The sequence below is a fragment of the Verrucomicrobiota bacterium genome (assembly GCA_016871535.1).
GTDB lineage: Bacteria > Verrucomicrobiota > Verrucomicrobiia > Limisphaerales > SIBE01 > VHCZ01.
This window is the reverse complement of sequence record VHCZ01000006.1, coordinates 1-19,769: the sequence shown is the minus strand read 5'-3', so window position 1 is coordinate 19,769 and position 19,769 is coordinate 1. Positions and strand designations below refer to the sequence as shown.

General features: G+C 60.9%; 14 protein-coding genes. 6 read left to right on the top strand and 8 right to left on the bottom strand.

Features of this window, described 5'->3' with window-relative positions; genetic code table 11:
- Nucleotides 1–330: 330 nt before the first annotated feature.
- Entirely contained in the window at nucleotides 331–1,203 is an 873-nt protein-coding gene (locus FJ398_01735) for a hypothetical protein (GenBank protein ID MBM3836677.1), read from the bottom strand.
- Between FJ398_01735 and FJ398_01730 the strand changes: the two genes are divergently transcribed.
- From FJ398_01730 to FJ398_01720, 3 genes are all read left to right on the top strand, one after another.
- Nucleotides 1,190–3,664, top strand: a complete 2,475-nt coding sequence (locus FJ398_01730) for a hypothetical protein (protein MBM3836676.1) — start codon at nucleotides 1,190–1,192, stop codon at nucleotides 3,662–3,664. The two genes, FJ398_01735 and FJ398_01730, sit on opposite strands and share 14 nt — an antisense overlap.
- A gap of 1,029 nt (nucleotides 3,665–4,693) precedes the next feature.
- A complete protein-coding gene (locus FJ398_01725) occupies nucleotides 4,694–9,613 on the top strand; it encodes an acyltransferase (protein MBM3836675.1) in 4,920 nt (1,639 codons plus the stop codon).
- Complete coding sequence (locus FJ398_01720; GenBank protein MBM3836674.1) at nucleotides 9,529–11,445, top strand: hypothetical protein; 1,917 nt, start codon at nucleotides 9,529–9,531, stop codon at nucleotides 11,443–11,445. Before FJ398_01725 ends, FJ398_01720 begins: the two co-directional genes overlap by 85 nt.
- A gap of 207 nt (nucleotides 11,446–11,652) precedes the next feature.
- Here FJ398_01720 and FJ398_01715 read toward each other — a convergent pair whose 3' ends face one another.
- Together FJ398_01715 and FJ398_01710 are read right to left on the bottom strand one after the other, a co-directional pair.
- Complete coding sequence (locus FJ398_01715) at nucleotides 11,653–11,856, bottom strand: hypothetical protein (GenBank protein ID MBM3836673.1); 204 nt, start codon at nucleotides 11,854–11,856, stop codon at nucleotides 11,653–11,655.
- Between the two features lie 143 nt (nucleotides 11,857–11,999).
- Nucleotides 12,000–12,236 (bottom strand): DUF433 domain-containing protein, encoded by a 237-nt coding sequence (locus FJ398_01710; protein ID MBM3836672.1) that lies wholly within the window; start codon nucleotides 12,234–12,236, stop codon nucleotides 12,000–12,002.
- A gap of 173 nt (nucleotides 12,237–12,409) precedes the next feature.
- On the opposite strand from FJ398_01710, the gene FJ398_01705 reads away from it, so the two are divergent.
- Together FJ398_01705 and FJ398_01700 are read left to right on the top strand one after the other, a co-directional pair.
- Complete coding sequence (locus FJ398_01705) at nucleotides 12,410–12,811, top strand: WD40 repeat domain-containing protein (GenBank protein ID MBM3836671.1); 402 nt, start codon at nucleotides 12,410–12,412, stop codon at nucleotides 12,809–12,811.
- Nucleotides 12,812–13,242: 431 nt separating this feature from the next.
- Nucleotides 13,243–14,865: an Hsp70 family protein gene (locus FJ398_01700; protein ID MBM3836670.1), complete on the top strand. Its 1,623-nt coding sequence runs from the start codon at nucleotides 13,243–13,245 to the stop codon at nucleotides 14,863–14,865.
- 358 nt (nucleotides 14,866–15,223) lie between these two features.
- Here the strand turns inward: FJ398_01700 and FJ398_01695 are convergent, their stop codons facing one another.
- From FJ398_01695 to FJ398_01675, 5 genes are all read right to left on the bottom strand, one after another.
- The gene (locus tag FJ398_01695; protein ID MBM3836669.1) at nucleotides 15,224–15,445 is read right to left on the bottom strand and encodes a hypothetical protein; all 222 of its coding nucleotides are present in this window, start codon (nucleotides 15,443–15,445) and stop codon (nucleotides 15,224–15,226) included.
- An 11-nt stretch (nucleotides 15,446–15,456) separates the two neighbouring features.
- Nucleotides 15,457–15,651 carry a hypothetical protein gene (locus tag FJ398_01690; protein MBM3836668.1) on the bottom strand — a complete coding sequence of 65 codons (195 nt, stop codon included), beginning with the start codon at nucleotides 15,649–15,651 and terminating at the stop codon, nucleotides 15,457–15,459.
- A gap of 135 nt (nucleotides 15,652–15,786) precedes the next feature.
- Nucleotides 15,787–16,488: a YggS family pyridoxal phosphate-dependent enzyme gene (locus FJ398_01685; GenBank protein ID MBM3836667.1), complete on the bottom strand. Its 702-nt coding sequence runs from the start codon at nucleotides 16,486–16,488 to the stop codon at nucleotides 15,787–15,789.
- 144 nt (nucleotides 16,489–16,632) lie between these two features.
- A complete protein-coding gene (locus tag FJ398_01680) occupies nucleotides 16,633–17,031 on the bottom strand; it encodes a PIN domain-containing protein (GenBank protein ID MBM3836666.1) in 399 nt (132 codons plus the stop codon).
- The gene (locus tag FJ398_01675; GenBank protein MBM3836665.1) at nucleotides 17,015–17,245 is read right to left on the bottom strand and encodes a hypothetical protein; all 231 of its coding nucleotides are present in this window, start codon (nucleotides 17,243–17,245) and stop codon (nucleotides 17,015–17,017) included. The genes FJ398_01680 and FJ398_01675 overlap by 17 nt, the downstream gene beginning before the upstream one ends.
- A 128-nt stretch (nucleotides 17,246–17,373) precedes the next feature.
- Here FJ398_01675 and FJ398_01670 point away from each other — a divergent pair, with 128 nt between their 5' ends.
- Entirely contained in the window at nucleotides 17,374–19,320 is a 1,947-nt protein-coding gene (locus FJ398_01670; protein MBM3836664.1) for a hypothetical protein, read from the top strand.
- Nucleotides 19,321–19,769 lie beyond the last annotated feature (449 nt).

Genomic DNA, 19,769 nt, shown 5'->3' with positions numbered 1-19,769 from the left:
AGGCGCCTTCACGTCGAACTCCAGAACGTGGCAGGAAGCATCTGAAATCTGCGGTCCGCACGGTTCAGGAGGCCGTGGAAGCCTCCCATGAATCAGACGGTAGGGCGAGCCTGTACCCAGCGAGCCGAGTCGGACGTGGTCCAGGCACGTCGAGCAGCTCGCCGGGACGGACTCGCCCTACCGGGTTCACGGGCCGAGTGCATGGTTCTGAAACCAAGGCAGCTTCCCATGAACCGGTTGGGACGGATTTCACTCCGTCCCTGACTTTACTCTGCAATCGGAAAGACAATTTCAGGGACGCGGTGGAACGCGTCCTTACCAATCTCTGTGTTAGGGAATCTCGGAATCTTGCTTCGGGTCTTGCTCTGCCCTCCTTGAAATGCTAGTCCTGACGCGACCCAAGAACATATGTTGGGACAGAGAGTCTCCCGCTCCGTACCCTCGGCTGCCTTTTGCGTCCTTTGGGCGCTCCAATTTGAACTGAGTTCCCCGGCTCAGACCTCCCGGACGGACGGAACGGTTGCCGCCCAGGCCGTCGCACATGAGCTGGCCGCTCAAGCCTCCGCGCTCTTCGAGAAAGCCCCCGCACTGATCAGACATTTCGACGATCTGTCTGAACGCGAGGTGGAGCAACGCTGGCAACGGCAGCAGAATTACCAGAAATTTCTCGCGGAGAAAGCCGAGGACAAATGGTTCGCGGCGCTGGTGGACGATTCCTTCGCCATCCTGGGACGGTTCGCCACCTGGAATGGGTTTGTCGATTTCTTGCGGGAACACAACGCGCTCGTGGACGTCTGGAGCTATGGCGAAGGCGGAACCGTTCCAGCCCGGCGCATTCCAGCCACGGAACTCTGGAAGCTGAAGAACGAACCCCGCGAACAGCCGACTTTTATCACCGTCACCTGGCGCGGCGCTTCGACGGACGAGGTTCGGACCGCACAGGTCGAATTCAGTTTCACCGCGGCGGAGAAGGCGCTGGCCGCACAGCAAGCTTATCAGCGGCATCGTCAGTTCCAGATCACGATGCAGAACGTCCTGAGCGCGCGCGACGCCGGCGGCAAACTCAGCGCCGTCGCCCAGTGGAACGCGCTGCAACAGGCCGTCGAGGACGGGTCGATTCTCCTCGCCGAACCGCCCGCAAGACCAGCGCGCCCGCAGGACTTGTTCGTGGCCGTCGAGTACGAAGTCGATGATTCCAACCATTTCGCGAAAGCGGTTCGAGGAGGATTACGCTTACGGAATCGACGGCGCCCGAATCCTGGAGCACTTCAGGACCAAGGAGGAAATGGACCGGGAAATTCGCGCGGGCCGGATGGCGCCGATTGGCTACGTCAAAGTCCCGGACGGAAAAGGCGGGTGGCGCGAAACCAATCTGGCGGTTTTCGCGCACGAGATTCCAGGGGGCAAATACAAAGGCCGGATGGTGCTGATCATTTACGGACTGAGGGCTTACGAGGATCACTCCCGATACGTCGAGCGCGAGTTGCTCCGTTTCAAGGAATTTGAGAAAGCCCTGCAGAACGGCGCCGTCATCGAAAAACTGGAGGACGCCGAGGACCGGGCCGAGATTCCGCCGGAAGCATTCGAACCCAAGATCACCGCCGGCCCGGAGGCGGTGGAGCGTGTTTACGCGCCCTTGCTTGGCGGCCTGATCGAGATCAAACGCCATTCCCAACGCCGCGCCTGGCATTTGCCGGCCACCACCAACGATCTCGCGCGCGCCGAAGCGATCCGCCAGGAACTTGCGCGCGGGAACTTCGGCGTGAACCAGGACGACGCGCTCGTCGGCGTGGACCGCTCCCACAGCACGTTCCTTTATCGCAAAGTCGTGAACGGAAAGTCGCGGCTGATGAAGCTGACGGTCATTCCGAGTTTGAAAGACATCGAACGCGAACTGCAAAAGGCGGAGGAAGGCTGGCGCGTCGAGCAGGCGCGGCGGGACGTGGCGTTGAACCGGAGTTCCGCGGTGATCTTTCTCAACGAAGCCAAACTCGTGAACGGCCGGTATGAAGCCGGACCTCTGCTGGCCGCGGCGCAGAATGAAGTCTTCGGCGCCGGCGTGATCACCAACGGAGCGAACTTGCAGGCTATGATCGATCGAATCCATCGACTCCCGGTGAAGGAGCAGGCCCGGATCAAGTTGAACAATTTCTCCGCCACGCTGGTGGAGTTACTGCCGCCCGGCGGAGGCGAGCGGCGCAAGTTTTTTTTGACGATGGAATTTCCCGGCGGCGCAGTCCGGCAGCAGTCCAGGAACCCGCTGACGGGCGAAACCGAGACCCAGCACTACGAGCACGGTCTCCTGAAGCGCGTCGTGACGGAGAAGCGGATCGTCGAGATCGATTACAGCGAGCGCGCCGAGGAAACTCGAAGCCGCACGCACTTCAACCTGGGCAGCCGCGAACGACCGATTCCCGGCCCGCTGCTGTCCGAGACGCGCACGCTGGAAATCTGGCATCCCGATCCAGGCAAAGCGAACGCCGATCCGCACCAGCCTGCCATCTCAAAACTGAAATTCGATCATGTCACCGGCCTGGCGAGCCGCGAAACTTACGGGCTGTTTGCTCTGCCGGTCGCGGTTGCGGACGACCAATTCATCATGCGCAACCGGTTTAACAGCTACGGAATCTTTCAGTCAGGCTCGGTCGTGGAAAACGGCGCGGCCGAGCCGGATTTTGCACGCGCGCTTTCTGAAAAGCTGCTCAACCCGGTCGCGGGCCGGGAGAGGTTTCGCCTCAATGGAACGGCGGGCGAACTCGCCGATAGCTCCTTCCTTGCGACCGAGAATTTTCGGACCACGATCGAGCGAGTGGACCTGACCCGGCAACGCACAAATGTCGTTGCGTTCGACAACGCCTGCTTTGGCAGGAAGACCCGCGAGAGTTACGCCGACCGATACGACCGCACGAATTCGGTCGAAGTCAGCACGATCTATGAATACGCGGATGATTTTTTTTATGGACTGATCCCGCGGCGGGCAGTGACCCAAAGCGCGGCCAACGATGTCCGGTTGGCCGAGACGCGGACGCAAAGCTACGATCCCCGCTCACGGCGGCTGACCGGAACTGTTGAAGATTACACGGGCAAACTCTCCACGAACGTTTGGGATTCCCGTTGGGAAAGTCCAGTCCATGTGGAAACGGCTGCGCGCCGGACGGTGACGGTTTTCAATCGTGATGAAACCGCGGCCACCGGCGCCACCGTCAGCCGGGCGTCCGGCGAAGAGCTGAGCCGGTTTGCCGGCCAATTCGATCCGGCGGCGGCGAGCTGGCGCATGGATCGGACCCTGTGGTTTCGTCCCGGAATCACCAATCGCACCGAATCGGAATTCTACAGCGGATTTGGACGACTCATTGCCACGCGGTCGAGTGGCCTCTTTGAGGCGCGGCCAATCTACAATCGCGACGGGATCGAGGAGTCGCGGCGCACGTTTCGCCGGAACCCGGCCTCGGGCCAATTCGATCTGCTTGCTCACGTCGAAGAGGACTACCGCTGGGACCATGGCCAACGCGATGCCCGGATTTGCCGTTGTTCAGCGACGGAGCGGAAGCCAGGACCTACTACGACCGAACCCGGCTTTACAAAGCGCCCCTTTACGCCGTGGATGCGCGAAGTGGAAGCGGGATTCCGGTCACGATCAACGGCGCGGCTCGGTCTTCCGTGATCAAAGTATTCTCAACTCAGGCGGACGGACTGGAGAACCCGACAGGCGCCAATCCGGGCGCAGAGATCGCACTCCGAATTCAGGCCGTCGATCTGCGGGGTCTCTTCCAGCACAAAGTCGCGCGGCAGAAATTTGACCGGGCTGGAAACCTGCTGGAGGAAGAGGCGACTTTGATTCCAAGCCTTGGCCAAACGAACTACACCGCCACGGCGCTCTGGCGTGCCGGCGCCAACGCGGTCCCCTTTCAGAGATTCACTTGCCATTACGACTCCGGTTGGCTCGTCGAACAAACAACCCGGCCCGCCGAAGGACGGAGTGTTGCGTTCACCAATCAAGCGCCCGCCGCGACAATCAGGAACTGGCCCGTCAATCGAGGCGCGTGGAGGCAAGTGGTCACGAGAATCGAAGGGCAGCAAGACGCGGCCACCGGCCTTGTCCCGTCGGGAGCGGGGTGGCACGTGTTCCGGCAGGCGCAAGCCCCGCGCGAGCTGGAGCGGAATCCGTTTTTGCCGGATCGCGCCGATGCCTGGGCCGAATGGACTCTTACCGAACTCGATTCGGAAGGCCGCCGCCTTTTCGATTCGAGGACCGTTTATGATGCCCAGGGCCGCGCCGCGGTGACAAAAACGACGAAAGGGACGAGCACTGGAGAGCTCGCCGCGAAATTCGCCTATTCCATTGTACCTCCGCTCCACGAGGTTTTGAGATCCAACACGGTCGCCCAGGGGAGTAGCGTCCTTCCGCTTGGGACGGGGGGCGCGACCGATTTTTCGGGAGCGGACTTTCTGTATGTTTTCGTGGAGAGCCGCCCGTTCCACGGAGAAGGGCGCGCGGTCGATGAAGCGATCCCGCTCACCACGAACGGCCCCCTCACCCGTCCTACGGACACCCTCTCCCCCTCGGAGGAGGGACGGGGTGAGGGGGTCCGTTCGTGGGAGAGAGGGTCTCCGCAGGACTGCTGAAGGGGATCGCGGAAGAGGTCCGAATGCCCGTCTGGGACTCCTCATCACGGATGATCGAGGTCGCACCGTGACGGTTGGATCGGAAAATGCCGCGGGTGAACTGCCCTTCTGGTCGCTTCATCCCTCGCACGTGAAATGGCTGCCGAACAAAGTGTTCCCCAAACGCGCCGTGGTTGCGGATGCTCCGGATTCCTTGCGCCCGTCCAACCGGATTCTGGCCGTCTGCGTCCCCGAACTGGCGGCGAAGGGATTGAACGTTCGGCGGCTCAACTCGATCGCGCTCCAGATCACGACGGACCGGGAGACGTCCGTCAGCTTCTCGCCTGTTTATCGCCTGGCGCACGATGGCGAATTCGTTCCGGATCACGACTATCTTCCCGCCACGCATCGGGAAGAGGCCATTACCGGAGGATTCACGCAATTCGCCTGGAGTGACACGCTGCCGAAGCCGGGGAAGCCATACGCCGGTTACGGCCTGAATGCGGTCGTCGAGTCCGGTGGTTCGCCAGTGGCTGTGACGCGCGAGCCGGTGCGCGGCTCGGAATATCGGAATCTGATCGTGGTGGACTACGCCAACGCAGACGCTCCCCGTCCGCTCTATGCGGTGTCGCCCGACACCGGCCGATTCGTTGAGCACTACAAACTGCTCAAAGATGGAGGCGCCTCCTACGTCTTCACCGTGGCACAGGGCTTCGCGCTGCCGAAGCTCGAAGTGTTCGACGCCAAAATCCTCGATGACGAAATCGCGGCGAGTCGCGTTCATTACGGATACGATTACCGCGTCACCGTCCGCTACGCGAAGGGGAGCGGCCTTCTGGCGCAGACGCTTGCGACCTTGAACAATCGGATCGGGGCGAACCTGTTCAAACAGGGAGGCGAACAGGCGGCGCAATGGCTTTCGGCGCCACGGCCAACGAGCGAGCCTTCCAGCCGTTACCATTATTCTCATTTCCATCACGCCCACATCCAGGCGCGCGACATCGACAAGCTGCCTTTCCTGGCGGAAGCCATTCTCCCGGCGCGCCCCCTTCCCTGGAACACCAATGCCTCGGCGCAGGCGCCGGCAATCGAAGTGGACCGGCGCAAGCTCGGATTGGAATTGTTGAAGTTGCAAGTGACGAAATATCCGCCACCGAAATCAGGTCCGATTCCCGCCGCGCTCTGGCCTTATCTGATTCCCACCTCACTCATCTGGCAATCGAAGATCACCGCCGCGCTCGCTGAGCAGGAAGCCTGGCTCAGAAAACATATCCTGGCGCAGGTCGAACGAAGCGGCGTCGTGCCTCAGGACGTGTTCGAGATTCAGGACATCAACGAAGGAACGACGGATTTCGGAGTCGAGCGTGCGAGCGCGGCGGAGGATTGGCTCGCGTTTCTGGAGGCGGCCCATCGGATGGGCGTTCCTCCGGAGAAAACGCAGCGTTGGCTGGAGAATCTGGCGCGCGTTCATGGCGTCCAGGTGGGCCGGAACTGGGGAATCGATTTCAGCCTGCCGGCGCTGCGGCCGCCGGTCATTTCCTCTGCATTGACAGCCAAGTTTTCGCGCGTGGCCGGGCTGATCGGGCACGAACAGGCCGCCGCTTTTGCCAGCGGCCAACTCAGCGCGCTCCGAACGGCCGAACGTTTCCCCAGCTTCAGAACAGACGCGCCTTCGACTTTGCCCTTGCCGTCCGGGCAAGGATTCTTCCTCTATCCCCGGACCAATCTCCAGTCCTGGCCGCCGGCCTACAGTGTCGAAAGCGAGATTCTGGGCGCCGGACAGAATCTCGCCGCAGCCGCGCTTCCCTCCCCCAATGAGGCGGCGCGCCGCGGCGGGAACCGAATTGGGCTCGGCCAACACGGCGAACCGCAAAACGGCGGGCTGGCGCTCGATGATTTGACCGTCTTCGTTCTCATCGCGGCCGCGTTTTACGGGTTCATTTTATCAACCGCATTTTTTTGGTGGCTGTTCCGCAGCCTCCGCGGACAGAAGAAATCCGGAGCGGCCGCCGCCGATCAATTTCTGGTCAGCCAACTGGTGCCGGATTCGGTCATGCAACGGGCCGAAGAACGCTGGGCGAAACGCGTCCTGGGCGCGCAAAGCCCGGGGAACGCCGAGAGAACGCGCTTCTCCAACGCCACGGTCGAGCAGAACTTCCTCATGCGACTGCGCGCCATCTACAAGCTGGTCCTCGAATGGCGCCGCCAGGAAAACGGCTGGGACGAGGACGATGCGCGCCTGGCGGAAGACGACACGGACGAATGGCTCAATGGCCTGGACGAGTTCGCCAGCGTGGTGGGCCTTTACATGCGCTGGGTGATCAAAGCCGGCGCCAAGGACGGGTTCTCGAAGAAGGAAGTCCTCGAAGAGAACGAAGACAGCAACCACATCTGGTCGCGCCTGGTGATGTATTTGTCCGAACATTATTGGGGATTCCTCACCCTGATGAAGACTTACAGCAATCTGGTCACGCATCAGGACAAGGCCAATTGCTACGGCCAGATTTCCCAATTGCTCCAGGCGCTGGGCATCCGGCAGCGCAGCCAGGGCTTCGACGCGCGGAAGCTCTTCAACTTTCCCGCGAATCCTTCGGCGATGGACCTGCTCATTATTCAGAAACCCGGGATGACGCTCAGCAAGGTCATGCTCGAAGCTTCGTTGAAGCTGAAAATTCCTTTTACCCACCTCGTGGGATTCGTGGAGAAATACAAGGAGTTCAAACGCCGCGAGGAACCGCACCCGGTCCATCCGTACCTGATCGAGTTTGCGAAGATGCTGCCCCATTTCCTCTTGATGGGCCTGGGCGCGCTGGTCTGGTACAATCAACGCATCGGCGACAGCGCGATCGTGCCTTATCTCTGGTCGGTGATCAGCGGTTTCGCGCTCAACCCGGTTTCCCTGGTCTGGGCCTTGCCGTTGTTGGGAAGCCTGGCGGCGGCGGTCGCCGCCCACGGCGTCCGCGTTTATCGATTTGAAGGCAGCCTCCTCTCGCGCGAGCAATCCCGGTTCGTGCTCGATGCCACGCTCACCAGCTTTTTCATCAAACGCGACTCCGCAATGCCGGGCATCAAAACGGGCCGCGCGTGGAACCCGAAGCCTTACCAATGGGCAAGCTGGGGACTGCGCGCGGTGGCGTTCACTTTTCTCGGTCTGCAACTGCTGCGCGAGCCGACGCCGAGTTTCGCCACGTTTCTCGTGGTCAAAGGACTGCTCGCGATGCTCGCCTTCGCGGAAGTGCTCGCGATCATCCTGCCTCTGGCCGCAACGCTGCTCAGCAAATACCTGCAAGACCGCGTCACAAGGCCTCCTGCAGCGTCCCCCTTCACCCAGTTTCTCAACCGGCTGAATCTGACGGCGACCACGCCCGCGTCGCCGCTTTGGCTCTCGATCAAATATCACACGCAGCCGTCCGTGCCGTCGGGCGGTTTCTGGGGCATGATACAGGCGGTGGTGTTCTACTTCGTTCTCGCGGCGGTCTTCTTTTTCGTCGGCGGCTATCTGTGCCAGGAGATTCTCTCGTTGTGGTTCACCGACACGTATCTCCTGGCGTCCAACTGGAAACTTTTTCTGGGGAGCCTGCTGTTCTGGAACACCATGTATCTTCTGCGTTACGGGCTGTTTGTGTTGTTCACCGGGATCGCTTCCGCGTTGGCGGCGTTTCCGATCAAGGCCAGCCTGGGTTTGCTCGCGCTGGGTTACGCCGTTTTCGCGTTGTTTTCGCCGGTGCTGAACGTGGACGCGAATGCCTATTCGTATTGGAGTTATCCGATCCTCTGCGGAGGCATTCTCCTGGCCGGGTTTGAAAGCTCAATTCTCGCCGCGCTCCGCCGTGCCCGATTGATCGATGCGCGAGCCCCAGCATTCCCTCCCCACGAACCTGATTCAACCACCGATGACACGGATCACACGGATAGGACCACTTCTGCATCCGCGAAATCCGCGAAATCCGCGGTCAAGACATCGGTTCAGGCGCTGGGCGTTGTCTATATGGGCGGCGACGATCTGTCTTACCAGAAACTGACGCCGGCCTTGCTCATGGACCGCTGGAATCTGTTGCGCGATCGACTGGCGTCCGACGCCATCGGTTTGCTCCACGACATGGCGCAACGCCCGAATCCAGCCGTGCTCGAGGGCTGGTTTAGCGCCTTGTACGAACTGGAAAAGAAATTCGACGTCACTCTCTGGCATCCCTCCCAGGTTTGCCTGGCGGAGGAAGCGCCGCGCTTCCGCCCCGAACTGGGACTTCATCTCGTGGTGCAAAACCAGGAACAGCGCCAGCAAATCCTTCACGCCTGGCATATCCGGCGCTGGCTCGTGACCATGATGTCCTCGGCGGGCCACGCGCAGGACACCGCCGTGAATCTCGTCGATATCGCCCTGCGGCTCGCCCGCGAAGGTCTCGCGCCCAACACCGTCTTTTACCTGATCCAAAACAAATACGATAACAATGACAGCAATCGCCCGGTCCAGACGGCGTACGACAAAGGCGAATTGGGCCAGCGCAACAAACTGGCGCGCTTGCTGAGCGAAGCGGCGCCGGGCGCCCGCGCCTACAGCATCCAAAACTGGACGCCCTTCGGATTCAAGGCGGGCGGCCTCACGGGCATGGATCTGATTTACGAGGAGTCGCTGAAACTGACGACCATGCTCTTGCTCGATCGCAACGCCACCGTTCACGACCTGGACGCGCTGATGGAAGATCTCGCGCGCGCACTGGCCGATCCGGACGTCATCATCGTCATTCCGGGCCGGGGCACCACCAACACGCTCACGCCCGTCGGCCAGGGTTCGCAACTGGTCGAGGAAGGCCACCGGTCGTTCCTCAAGGGACTCATGTCGATGCTCGGCGGCACGGCCAGCGAATCGGTCGGCACGGGTTGGGGAAATTGCTGGCCGTTTTTTATGGGCGCGTACAGCGGGCCATGGTGGATTGGCAAACGCCCAAAATGCCGATCACGTCGCGGATCCAACGCGGGTGCTCCTTCGCCGCGCGCGCCGAAGGCCTGATCGGATTCGCTCCGCACGCGGTCGGGATTTCCGAGGACACATGGGCGGTGTCGCAGACGGCGCACAACGCGATGGCCTTTGGCGCGCGCGTGAAGTTTTTGTTGTCCCGCGCGTTCTGGCACAAGATTCGCGAGACCTGGAGCCACGCGGAATGGCTGGCTTCTTTCCCGCGGTGGTCGGGCGGTTACCTGCAAATGATGCACGACCCGATCATGCAACGGATCAACGATTTCGGTTCTTCCTCCGTGTTCGCGAAAGAAATCCGCGCCAACAGCGGGCGCAATTTTCTGACGGCGCCGTTTGCGTTGTTGAACATTCTCCTCATGCCGCTGGCGATCCTGCTCGACCTCGCGCCGTTCGTGCAAATCCTGGTCGTCCTCTGGAATTTTGGATTTCTGATGAATCAGGTCCTGACGTTGCACGGGCTGAACACGTATCTGGAGAGCGGCGTATTCTATCGCGTCCCCGCGTTGCTCGTCGCAGGAGCGGCCGGGCTTGCGGCCTATTTCGCGCCGGGGCTTCAGGCCTTCGCCCCGGGATTCATCGCGCTGGGGTTTCTGTGCGGCGGATTCATCGTCGGCCTCAACCGCTGGCTCTACTCGCGCGTGCGCGACATCGTGCTGTTCGGGCCGCAGTTGGTGCTGCACGCGCTCGGCCAGTGCGTGCGCCAATCGCTGGAGTTTGTGCTTTCCGGCGCGGCGCCCGCCGATGCCAAAAGCGTGAACATGGCGTTCCGCGCGTGGGTCGGGCCCCGCGAAGACCGCCCGCTCGACACTTACCCGCACTTCATCAATCTGAAAACGGTCGTCTGGTTCGTCGGCTTGCCCTCGGTGGTGCTGAATCTCTTCGCGCTCTCGAATCTGGACATGCTCAACGTCCTGTTGCTCCTGCCTTCGCTGCTCTTCAGCGTGAGTTTGGTGGCCGGGCCGTTCATTCTGAGGCCGGCCCTCGGGAAACCGATGGGAAATTGGATTGTCATTCCCAAAACACTGGCCTGGCTGGCAGCCTTCCTGTTTTACACGATCATTTCCATTCTGATCGGGAACGGCGGCGCGCTGGCCTGGCTCGGTTCGACACTCGGTCTCACGCTGTTGGCTGCGGTGCTCGTCCAGGGCGCGAAATATCTTCGATTCCGAAGGGAGCTCGGCAAGCTGGCTCAGGAAGCCGAGCGTCTCCTGGTCGCTTCCGGGATAGAAGGCAAGGCGGCCCAAAAGCTCGCCAGGGAGATCCTCCAAATTGCCGGGAACAATCCGGCGCAAATTGCCGCGAGCCTGGAACGCGCGAACGTTCCGCTCGAAAAGCGCTCCGCTCTCTTGCATTGGGCTCAGGAGAAGCTCGGCGCCGCCTTGCGCGAACCGGTTCAGGATCTGCCACAGGATTTTTCATTCCAGAGCCGCGCGATCTCGGAGTTCAAGCGCGCCTTCGTGCTCGCGCTGCTGGTTTTGGTCTGGTTTTTCATTGTGCCCGTGCCGGGGCTCTTTGTCTTCACCGCAGCCGAGTATCGAATCTCGGTGAAAATGGGAGCCATCCTGACCGGCATGTTGAGCGCAATCGGCGTCGTGCTGGCGGGTTTCTGGATCGGCCGAGTCGTGCAATGGCTCGACCGCGAAGGGGTCCGTGACGCCGGCCTGAGGCCGCGCGCGGCAAAAGCCTATCGCGCTTTCGAATCACTTCTGGCGCTGCCCAATCGACTGACGCCCCAGGAAATCTCCAGCCTGTTCGCGCTATTCGCCGATCTCAAAACCTATCTCGACCAGCGCAGCTACGCCTATGCCTGGCGCACGCTGGGCCAGGCGGAAGCTCTCCTCCGCGCGTCCCAACCAAAGCATTGATTGCCTTCCGCCCAGGCAACTGGGTGATTAAAACTGTCGGTCAACGAAGTCTTCTCCCTCTCTTCCCAAAGGGAGGAGTGGGCTGGGAGAGGAGGTGCGTTGGCTCGGGTCAAGCCCAAGGCTGGCCGGAAGAAGGAAGAAGCTCTCGTGGGAGCAAACGGCGCGGGAGATGGCTGCGGTAAAAGATATGGCTGTTCGGCGGCATCGTCACGGTGCTCGGTAGGTGCTCTGCACCACATCGCGCATCACGACGAGGAATCTCGGCCAGTCCTCAGCAGAAAACTGCTGGAATGCTGTCATGACTCTGGCGTGAATCCGCTCCTCGTTTGGTTGGCGCAATCGCGCTATCAAGATCGCGTGATGCCGCTCATCGCGGTGCTCTGCAAATCCCTTGTCCGTCGTGATGAGCATGCGTCCCTCGGCTTGAGCAAGCCACCAAAGCTCGTCATCGAAGATTCCCTGTCGCGAAGTGCCGCGAATGTCTCATACGTCATGGCCCGCAGCGCGAAGTGCATCGGCGGTGACGGCCGGGATGTTCTCGTCCACGAAGATTTTCACTTGGTCAGCACCAAGTCATCCAGCGGTGTCACCTGCTCCTCAGCAAGCGAGGCGGCATAATCCAAACAAGCCAAAACGTCGTCCCGTGTGAGAGAAGGATATGCTCGGAGAAGCCCTTCGATTGTATCGCCGTGTGCAAACATACGAACGATCTGGTGCACGGGGATGCGGGTGCCGGCAACGCACGCTTGCCCGTGGCAAATCTTCGGATGAATCGAAATCCGCTCGTTCATATGAACAAAGATACTGTTCAACCTCCCTTTGGGAAGGTCCAAATGGTGTCCAAATGAGGGTGGCCTGCCACGGTCCACAGGCCCCTTGCGCGGAGAACGCCCGAATGAAACAGGTTCTTGAATTGTTGAATTGTGAGATGTGACCCCGATTCAGGGAGGCGTCGTCAGACACGCTGAAAGGGCACACTCACGGGATCAATCGCGTCGCCTTTAGTCCGGATGGAAAACGGCTGGCCTCGGCTTCTTTTGATAAGACCCTGAAGATTTGGGATGCCATGACAGGCGAGGAAATCCTGACGTTGGAAGGGCACGCCTACGAGGTCCGTGGATTGATGTTTAGCCCGGACGGGAAGCGACTGGCGTCGGCGAGCGATGATCGGACGGTGAAGCTTTGGGACGCCATGACCGGTCAGGAAATGCTCACGCTGAAAGGACACGTCGGCGGAGTCAAAGCCGTCGCGTTTAGTCCAGACGGAAAACGGCTGGCCTCGGCTGGCGGCGAGTATGACAGAACAAAGCGCGGAGAGTTGAAGGTGTGGAATGCCCAGCCGCGTTCCGAGGCCTTTGCTCCATAGGCGACCCCATGGCCCTCGTCGAGTCCGCCACGCATGGGCCCAGCCGCCCGATTGCTCCGGCAAACCATCGACCGCGACGACGAGCAGGTTTGTCTGGTCACCGACGCCGAACCCAACGAACCGGACGGCCCCCAACGGCTGAATCTCCGAAATCCCAGAATCCTGAAAGTGAACTTCGGCGATGGCGTGGCCGTGGCGAAAGGGTGCCTGGAGAATTGGCATGCATGCATACGGCCCCTGAACCTGGTAGGGCGAGTCCGTCCCGGCGAGCCGCTCGACGTGCGTGGAACACGTCCGACTCGGCTCGCTGGGGACAGGCTCGCCCTACCGGGTTCAGGGGAAGTATCTGACGCACACCGGTTTTGGTCATTGGAATTTGTTTCGGAATTCGATATTCGGAGTCGGATTTCATATGCATTATTTTGCCAACCATGGCTGGCCGCTTGGGCATTGATTTCGGGACGTCCAATACCGTCGTCGCCGTCTGGGACGAGGCGCGGCGCGAAGGCGTCCCGGTGCACGTGCCGGACTTTGGCCGGGTTTGTGTGATCGGCGCCGCCGAGAATTCCTCGACGAGTCCCGGCGCTGAATCCATTTCGATCATCCCGACTCTAATTCACTATGCGGAAGATGGCCGGCGCTGGATTGGCGAACAGGTCTGCCAGAAGAATCTCGCCGCTTCCGAGCGCACGTTCAGTTTGATCAAACGTTACATTGCCAACCGCAGCCCCGTGGCCCGGCGACTCGGAGGGAAACCGGTTTCGCACTTCGACGCGGGAAAGGATTTTTTATCGGCGGTCATCATGTTCGCCGCCGAAGAATTGAACGTCCGCGACGAAGAGGTCGCGCTGACCGTTCCGGTCGAAGCTTACGAACATTACGTGGATTGGCTAACGCGCACGGTGGAATCGGCGGGACTTCCCCGCTTTCGGCTGATTGACGAGCCTTCCGCAGCTGCGCTGGGGTACGGAACTCACATTCAGCCGGGCCACCTGTATTTGATCTTCGACTTTGGCGGCGGCACGCTCGACGTGGCGGTCGCGCTGGTCGAGGAGGAGGACAAGTCCGAATCCGGCCGCCGCTGCCGGGTTCTGGGCAAAGCGGGCCGGGAACTCGGCGGCAGCACCATCGACACGTGGCTCTTTCAGGAAGTGCTCCGGCAGAACAATCGGCTCGACTCCGATGACGATGTCCGGCGTGCGAGCGCGGAGTTGCTGGCCGCCTGCCGCGCTGCCAAAGAGAAACTTTCGACGCACGAGCAGGCAGTCGTAAAGGCGGCAAACCGGGCGGGCGGCGCAGAAATTTCCGCCGAAGTGAGCCGGCAGCGGTTCGAGGAGCTGCTGGACCGGCATGAAGTCTTCAGTCAAATCGATCAGACGATCCGACGCGCCCTGAATGCGGCGCGCGATCGCGGCTACGGCGAAGGCCAGGTCAAATCGGTGCTCATGGTTGGCGGCAGCAGTTTGATCCCCTCGGTGCAAAAGACTGTGCAGCGGATTTTCGGGAAGGAACTGGTTCGGCTGGAGCGTCCGCTCGACGCTGTGGCGCGCGGGGCGGCCGCCTTTGTGGCTGGCGTCGATTTTTACGATCACATTCAGCACGATTACGCGATTCGTTGGTCCAACCCTCAAAAAGGCGACTACGATTACCGCGTCATCGTCAAGCGCGGCACGCCTTACCCGACCCGAGATGCGATTGCGCGCCTGAGCGTTAAAGCGTCCTACAGCGGCCAAACCGAGCTGGGCATCGCGATCTTCGAACTCGGCGAACGCCATGCGCGCGGCAGCGAACCGGTGGTGGAACTGGTTTTCGATCCCGGCGGCGCGGCGCGCGTGATGGAAGTGACGCCGGACGAAGAAGAGCGCCGGAGTTATTTCTGGATCAACGAGCAATCACCGACGTTCTTGCGCGCCAAGCCGCCCGCCCAGCAAGGCGAACCCAGATTCGCGGTGGAATTTGGAATCGACGCCCACAAACGCCTGCTCATCACGGCCCGGGACTTGAAAACCGGCCAAGTGGCCTTTCGCGATCATCCGGTGGTGAAGCTGGTGTAGAACAAACAAACAGCGCCGCGTGACTCAAACGGACGGAGGGGCGTTCGATCAGTTTGAAGTTTGCCTGCAACGCGGCGTTCACTTCGCGCTCGAAATATCTGGGGCGAACGTGGAGCTTGGGTTCGACCAAAAGGAGCTTGCCATTGGGATTCAGGGCTTCGTGCATCTCTGCGAAGAGCGCCGCAACACCCGGAACTTCATGGAATCCAGAACGCCGGAACGAAATCGACGCGGGTTGGCAGCGCGATGGTATCGGGTTCGCATTGATGCAGTTCGACGCGATCTTGCACGCCGGCTCGCACGACGCGCTTTTGAACCTTGGCCAGCATGGCCGCTTGCACATCAACCGCGATGACGTCTATTCAAACATTCGAGCCTCGACCGTCACATTCGTGGGCAGCACGTCGCTGAACTCTCGCGCAATCCCGTCGGCGACCAGGGTGCCGGAAATCTTGAGTCCGGGCGTTCCGGTCAGATTGAGGCGCATGATCGCCGGGACTGGCCGACGAAGCCAAACGCCGAGCGCAGCCGCGAGCAGCAGAATCAGAATCGCGATCAAGGTAACGTTTCTCTTGTTCATGGCAGGTGGATTCAACGATCTTCTTCAGGCGCGCCGGAGCAAACCAATAACGCGATCAAATAACCGGCGGCGGCTCCCACGGCGGTCACTCCGATCACAATGAACGCCTGAAGGGCGAGAGGCACGTCGGCATAAACGAGAACGACGGCGAGCAGCCCGTAGATGAACCCCGCCCGCCAGCCTGTTGCAGTCAACAGTTTCTTCATTCTGGTTCCTTCACAATCTCCAGGTCGTTGAATTCGTGCATCCGCGAAATCCGCGGTTCACACCAATTACCAGGTTAATGCATCTGACCAGACCATGGCCATCTCATCACGTGGACTTGAATCGGCTATTGGCCGTCACCCTGTAGCGGGCTTGGCCGAATTGCGCGGGCCGAACAGGATCGTGCCGAGCCGCACGAGGGTTGCGCCTTCTTCGATCGCCACCTCGAAATCGCCGCTCATGCCCATGCTCAAATGAGCGAGCGGCGCGCCCAGAGCTTTTTCGCAAGCTTCCTTCAATTCTCGCAGGCGCCGGAAAACGGGCCGGACCTTTTCCGGTTCGGGCGACCAGGGCGCCATGGTCATCAAACCGTGGATTTCCACGCGGCGCAGCTTGTTCAGGGCCGGGAGATCGGCGAGCAGTTGATCCGGCTTGAACCCAAATTTCGAGCCTTCGCCCGCCACGTTCACTTCAAGCAACACGGGCATCGTCTTTGCGAGCTTGTCGCCCGATTTGTCGATTTCCTGCGCGAGGCCGGCGCTATCGACGCTGTGGATCATCTCGAAGAGTTGAACGGCGTCGCGGCTTTTATTCGATTGCAGATGGCCGATCATGTGCCAGCGGAGCCGGCCCGAACACTGCGGAATCTTGGCCTTCGCCTCCTGGACTCGATTCTCGCCAAACAGCGCCAAGCCCAGGTTGGCCGCTTCCTCGACTCGAGCCGGCGGCTGGCCCTTCGTCACGGCCAGTAAAGTGACCGACGCCGGATCGCGCCGCGCCCGTTTGCATGCTGCGCGGATGCGGGCGTTCACCATTTCCAGATTCGCGGCCAGGTCCATGCGCGGAGAATCGGGAAAGCGGTTCGAGATGACAAGCTCGCAGGAGTGGGAACCGTACAGGGTGTTGGAGTAGTGGGGTAAAGGAGTCCTGGGCACCGTAGCGCTGAAAGCCTCGATGCTCGGCTTTACGACACAGAAAGACGCTCAGGCGATGGTCAAGCCGTACGGGACAAAGGGCACAAAATCAGCCGTATTCAAAGTGGCCAGCCTCGCTCGGCAACGAATTGCAGCGGCGGCGATCATACAATCCTGAAAAATTCTGGAACGACGTCCGGTCTGGTTGAATAGCTTTGCGGCCTGTTCTCCATCTCCCTGCTGAAGGGATTCAATTGTCGTCACGGTCTGTCGCGCGGCTGACTCGGCGGATGAAGAGAGAGGCCCGAAAAGGAATTCTCCCCAAGCAACGGCGCTCATTGCCAGAGTTTCTCTTGCCGCAAGCCAGCTCAAGATCATGGCCTCCGCCGACGAACCGGGCACCAGGGCATCCACGAGATAATTCGAATCCAGATGGACCATGAACCGCGTCTCAGCGGCGAGCTTCACGAATGGTCGCCTTCCAAACTTGTGCCTTTTCTGGCGTGAGTTGCAGTTGGCGCTGAAGCTCTCTGAACGCCTCCAAAGGCGTCATCGACGACGTTTCCGTAGGAGCCGACTCAAGGATTGTCAATAAACCACTGCCAGTTTCAGGAAGCTTCCCCGGTTCCTTGGGCAAAACTCTGCCGTGGTCAATCTGAACTTCCAGCGTCAGGTAACTCATGTGGGAAGCCTACCAACTCGCGTATTGCCGTGCGAACAGAATTTGCCTCCGCCACCTTCCGCCGCTTCCGCCGCCGTGACTCGATTTCTTGAACCGTGGCTCAAAGTTTGTCAGGGTCATCGCCTCTGATGAATCCAACGCGGACCATTCTTGCCGTTCCCTGGCCGGCTGGCGCCTTCGGCTTCGCCGCGCCAAGTGTCAAGACTGCGTCCCTGACGTTTCTCCTGCTCATCGGGATCGCCTGTTGTCGTTCGGCTGCAACGCACGCCGCACCCACTATTCCCGACCCGCGACACATCCACAACGGCTGGGTCATTCCCAGCGAAGGTTACGCGGACCAACCTTACATCGTGAAAACCGACGACGGGGCCTGGTTGTGCGTGATGACCACCGGCAAAGGCGTGGAGGGCGCGGCCGGGCAGCACGTCGTCTCGATGCGCAGCACGGACCGGGGCCGCACCTGGGAGAGCATCGTGCCGATCGAACCGGCAAACGGTCCGGAGGCCAGTTACGCGGTCCTGCTCAAGGTTCCGTTCGGCCGCATCTACGCCTTCTATAATCACAACACGGACGGTGTGCGCGAGGTGAAGCGCGAAGACCAGGGCGTCTTTAAACGCGTCGATTCGCTCGGTCACTATGTCTTCAAATACAGCGATGACCACGGACGCACCTGGTCCGCGCAGCGTTATGCGGTGCCGGTGCGTGAATTCGAGTGCGACCGCCACAACGTCTATGGCGGCAAGCTGCGTTTCTTTTGGAACGTGGGCCGGCCGCTCCTGCTCGGCGACGCCGCAATCCTGGTGATCCACAAGGTTTGCGCCATGGGCGCCGGGTTTTTCGCGCAGTCGGAGGGCGCGTTTCTCAAGAGCCGGAACCTCCTCACCGAACGCGACCCGAACAAGATCACGTTCGAGACGTTGCCCGATGGAGACATCGGCCTGCGCACCCCGCCGGGTGGCGGGCGCGTCGCCGAGGAGCAAAGCATCGTGAAGCTCAGTGATGGGTCGCTCTACTGTGTCTATCGCACGATTGACGGCTGGCCAGCCAGCGCTTACAGCCGAGATGGCGGTCATACGTGGACGACGCCCGCTTACAAGACTCACTCGCCAGGCGGGCGGCGCGTGAAACATCCGCGCGCCGCCAACTTCGTGTGGAACTGCGGGAACGGGCAGTTCCTCTACTGGTTCCACAATCACGGCGGCCGATTCATCGGCGAACTGGGCGCAGCCGGCAAGGCCGGGCGCAGTCCTTATGACGATCGCAATCCCGCCTGGCTGATGGCGGGCCGCGAAGTTCAAACCGCTCAAGGCTTGAAAATGGAATGGTCGCAGCCGGAAATCCTGCTTTACGACGACGACCCGTTCATCCGGATGAGCTACCCTGACCTGGTTGAGGACGGTGGCAAGTTCTACGTCACAGAAACTCAGAAGACGATCGGGCGAGTCCACGTCATCTCGGAAGCGCTGATCGAAGGCCTGTTCAACCAGTGGGACAATCGGCGAGTGGCCGCGAATGGACTGTTGCTGAACCTGGAAGGGCCAATGCCGACGCAGGTGCCGATGCCGCGGCTCCCGGATTTCCATCAACGCGATGCCAAATCTGAAGATCAACGCGGCAAAGATTTGCGGGCGGGATTCAGCGTTGAGCTGTGGGTCAGGCTCGATTCGGTGGCGGCGGAGACCCGGTTGCTTGACAGTCGTGACGAGACAGGCAAGGGCTTCCTCATCTCCAGCACGGCTTCCGGCACGATCCGTATCACCCTGAATGATGGCCGGCAGGAATGTGGTTGGGAAAGTGACCGTGGCATGCTTGAGGCAGCCAAGCTGCAACATGGGGTCATCACTGTGGACGGCGGACCGAAGATCATTACGTTCGTCGTCAACGGCGTGCTCTGTGATGGCGGCGAGGAGCGGCAGTTTGGCTGGGGCAGGTTTAGTCCGAACCTGCGCACCCCAACCGGCGCCGCCGCGGCGAAGATCGCCCCTGCGGTTGGGTCGCTGCGCATCTACAACCGCGCTCTGCGGACCAGCGAGGCGGTGGGCAACTTCCGCGCGGGGCCGGCTTTCGCGCGATGATTTGGCCTGACGGTTTTGGGGCGCTGCTGCGCGCGCGTGGTTCTTTCCTCTCTCTCCTCGCGAGGAACCAGTGGGGAGAGAGGTAGGGCGAGCTGTCCCAGCGAGCCGAGCCCGACGTGTTCCGTAACCCCTCAGTTAACGACGGTAACGGCGGTGGAGCGACGCTCCTGCGGAGCTTTTCTTCGATGGCATTGGCTCGCAGCCTCGCCCCACCTCAACTACGTTATTGTGCAAACCCTGAGATTGGCGACAGATCGAGCGGAGAACCGTAGCGCAGATTTTCAATCTGCGGTATCGCCGATTTCCAATCGGCAGGGCGCCGCGGGACGCGTCTTTTCAGTTTCATAAGTCCAGCACGTTGGGGTGTTTGGCGTGAATGAGCGCGTGGAGTCGTTCGCGACCGCCGCGAGCTGAATTGAAGCGGCTCTGAAAATCCCCCGTGTTGCATT